2 protein-coding genes are annotated in these 2,925 nt (G+C 37.7%); both read right to left on the bottom strand.

Going from position 1 to position 2,925, the window contains the following annotated elements:
• Positions 1–10: 10 nt before the first annotated feature.
• Entirely contained in the window at positions 11–2,653 is a 2,643-nt protein-coding gene (locus HNS40_RS22030) for a PAS domain-containing protein (RefSeq protein WP_172284871.1), read from the bottom strand.
• 33 nt (positions 2,654–2,686) lie between these two features.
• On the bottom strand, positions 2,687–2,925 hold a 239-nt coding region (locus HNS40_RS22025; RefSeq protein WP_253916475.1), incomplete at its 5' end, for a sensor histidine kinase KdpD.

The following is a 2,925-nucleotide window of genomic DNA, read 5'->3' as shown; positions in this document are numbered from 1 at the left end:
CTAACTTTCATTACAGAGGTTTTGTAGGAATGGTAAAATAAAATATTGAACCTCCTGCTCCCGATTTTCTATCCGGATCACTTTCAACCCAAATTCTTCCACCATTTTTTTCGATAAATTCCTTACAAAGGATAAGCCCAAGCCCGGTACCTTTTTCATTGTTTGTTCCACTGGTTGAGTAGCTTTCGCTAAGAATGAAGAGTTTTTCAAGCCTGTCTTTGGGTATTCCAACCCCCGTATCGCTTACCGAAATAATTAATTCTCCTGACTTTTCGTGAGCCGACACTACGATTTCACCACCTGATTGGGTAAACTTTATAGCGTTTGAAACCAAGTTTCTAATTACTGTACTTATCATGGCCTTATCGGCAAAAGCAATCGCTTTGTTAGGAATTTCCTTTTTTATAGTGATGTATTTTTGTCCGGCTATTGGTCTAAGCAAATCTACTGTTTCGTTGCAAAGGTCTGCTATTTTCAAATACTCCGGTGTAAATTCCATACGTCCGGTTTGCGATCGTGCCCATTCCATCAGGTTCATCAACAAATCAACTGCCCGCTGTGATGAATCGAGGATAATTCCGGCATATTTCTCAATACCATCGTAATCCTCTTTCTGAACCTGTTCAATAAGCAATTGGCTAAAACCCATAATACCATTGAAAGGACTTTTGAGGTCGTGGGCTATGATAGAGAAGAATTTGTCTTTCTCGGCGTTGATTTCTCTTAGTTTTTGTTCACTCTCTTTTAGGGTTTGTTCGGCCTGCTTGCGCTCGGAGATGTCAGCATGAGTTCCAGTCATTCTAAGCGGTTTCCCATCTTTATCCCATTCAACAACTTTGCCTCTATCTATTACCCAAATCCACTTGCTGTTTTTATGTTTCATGCGTGATTCAAATTCGTAATAATCTGTTTCACCTTTGAAGTGTTTTTCTAATAGCTCCTCAGATTTTTTTGAATCGTCCGGATGTGCATATTTCATCCAAGTTTCAATGCTAACTGGTGAAATTTCTTCTAAAGAATATCCAATTATTTCAGCCCACCGTTCGTTAAAAACTGTTTCACCGGTTTGAATATTCCAATCCCAAATACCCGCACTTGTCCCTTCCAAAGCTAATTTAATTCTTTCATCTTTTTCTTTCGATTCTTCTTCTGCTTGTTTACGCTCGGTGATGTCTGTTATAGTACCAATCCAGCGGGTAAGTTTGCCGTCTTCTTTTTGCGGGGTAGCAATGCAGAGCACCCATTTGATTTCATTACCAGGTCTCATGAAACGAAATTCTGACTTGTAATTCATATCATTCGATGCAGCTTCTAACCACTCTTCAAAAACAGTTGCCTTGTCTTCAGGATGGATTCCTTTCGACCAGCCCGGACCTTTCGCATCCTCACTGTTGATTCCTGTTATTTCTGTCCAGCGGGGGCTTACGTAAGTGTTGTTTCCCTCTGCATCTGTGACCCATATTCCAGCAGGGGATACTTCGGTTAATCCTCTGTAATATTCTTCAGCACGAGCAAGATTTTCCTCCATCTGTTTTCGTTCAGTAACATCTCGGTTACTGGCTCGATAACCTAAGAAATCACCTTCGTCATTTGTTACCGGTCTGCAAGAATGTTCAATCCAAACTATTTCACCATCCTTTCGCTTTATACGAACTTGAATTTCTCTTAATGCTTGTTTTTCATGCTCATGCAAATGAGTATTCCAAATATCTTTATCTTCATCAAATATTAAATTTTCTAAGAGTTTAGGGTTGGTTATAAATTCATCAACCGAATATCCCGTAATACGTTCACAAGCGGGTGAAATATATTCAAATGATTTATCCGGGTTTTGCCAATATTCCCAATCGTAGGTGTAATCTGCAACCGTACGGAACTTTATCTCTGATTCTTTAATAACAAGTTCTGCTCTTTCTTGTTCAATAATCTTTTTTCCTAATAATCTAAAACCAAACCCAATTCCCACAAACCCAAAAAGCAAAATTAAAGAATACCCAAATCCTAACTGAAGCGTCTCGCTATCAGCATACTCAATGTATGTACTCATTGGAACCGAAACACCAACCCCTCCGCGAATATCACCAACTTTATAACCTTGAAACGCATGACATTTAAGACATCCTTCTGTGGTTACCATTGGCTGCATTAGTCTTAAATATTGAGGTCCATTTATGTTGGCTACTTCAAAAACCTCTTTCTTACCACTTTCAAAACTTAACAAAGCCTCTCTTTCCCAATCATCGGGTGCGTTATTTGGATTGAGTGGTTTAAGGCTAACAATTCGCCCAACTACACCATATTCTTTAGGGAATTCGTCAAACATTTGCCTTATCATATAAGCTGGATTCATAAGTGTAAGCGTATCACCATTGGGTTTAGTAATTTCTCTATCCGGAATGTGTGATAAACTTGGATTTGACGGTGTCCTTTCATTTTTAGGAACGTAAACACCACCATGTTTTGTAGCCCAAAGACGAATTGCAAAATCTTTATTAAAATTTGCACGTGCTTCAATTTTTGCAAGTTCTACAGAATGGTTATTACTTGTAAAAACATTCCAGAAAAACGAAGTTAAGATGATAACTAACCAAAGGATTGAAATTATCCAAGTATATTTGGCTAAATTTTTTACATTTTTAATTTTTGTTTTCATAATAATGCTCAATCAAATTATAATTTATTTGTTTTATTCTTTATTTGGCGATTCTGTTGGCAAAGTAAAAATAAACTTACTGCCTACTCCTAATTTACTTTCAACCCAGATTTTGCCACCATTTTTTTCGACAAATTCCTTACAAAGGATAAGCCCAAGCCCGGTACCTTCTTCGTTATTTGTTCCTTTGGTTGAATAGCTTTCGCTAAGAGTGAAGAGTTTTTCAATTCTATCTTTAGGTATTCCAATCCCCGTATCGCTTACCGAAATTA

The organism is Lentimicrobium sp. S6 (genome assembly GCF_013166635.1).
Lineage (GTDB): Bacteria > Bacteroidota > Bacteroidia > Bacteroidales > UBA12170 > UBA12170.
Note: the sequence above shows the minus strand (reverse complement) of the source record. Positions and strands in the feature narration are given on the sequence as shown.